Below are 556 nucleotides of genomic sequence, written 5' to 3'. Positions count from 1 at the left end.
GCCGGGTAATGGCCTCGAAGTCGCCGGCATCGGCCAGTTCGTTGAGGCGGTGAGTCGACCAGTACCAGCCGGCGGACATGGCGGCCCAGATCGGCTGCTCGAGCAACTGCGGCTGGTTCAGCAAGCGATCGTCGCGGAACAGTGCCAGGCTGCACGCCAGATAGTTGCTCCGGCCGGTGATCTGGATCAGGCCCCTGCCCCGGTACATTTGCCCATCGCCATCCGCCTCTGGCGTATTACCCAGGCGCTTGGCCAGGGTGCCGGTGTCGTACTTCGACAGGTATGCATCACCGCCCAGCTCTCTCACATAGCGGAGCTGGCCCGACTCATGGCCGACCTGGGCGAGGAACGCGCCGACGCGCTGTGGCGTGTTGATGCCGTAGTAGGCCATGGTCGAATTCAGGGGCGCCACGAACTCGGCGGCGCGGCCCCCGGCCTTGGGCATGATCTGGAGCAACTGCTCTTCGGTGATCTGCATGGTTTTCTCCAGGCAAAAAAAATCCCGCTCGATGGCGGGTTTCGGTGTTGCGAGGTGGTGTCAGGCGGTGCCGTAGTG

Annotated in this window: 1 protein-coding gene; it reads right to left on the bottom strand. The window is 64.2% G+C overall.

The annotated features are described in order from the left end of the window. Window positions 1-478, bottom strand: a 478-nt coding sequence (locus HAQ05_RS28050) for a glycoside hydrolase family 19 protein (protein WP_190427685.1), incomplete at its 3' end; no start/stop codon positions are given. Window positions 479-556: the final 78 nt, after the last annotated feature.

Source organism: Pseudomonas typographi, from assembly GCF_014694385.1.
Taxonomy (GTDB): Bacteria; Pseudomonadota; Gammaproteobacteria; order Pseudomonadales; family Pseudomonadaceae; genus Aquipseudomonas; species Aquipseudomonas typographi.
The sequence above is the reverse complement of the archived record's forward strand: the minus strand, read 5'-3'. Positions and strand labels throughout refer to the sequence as shown.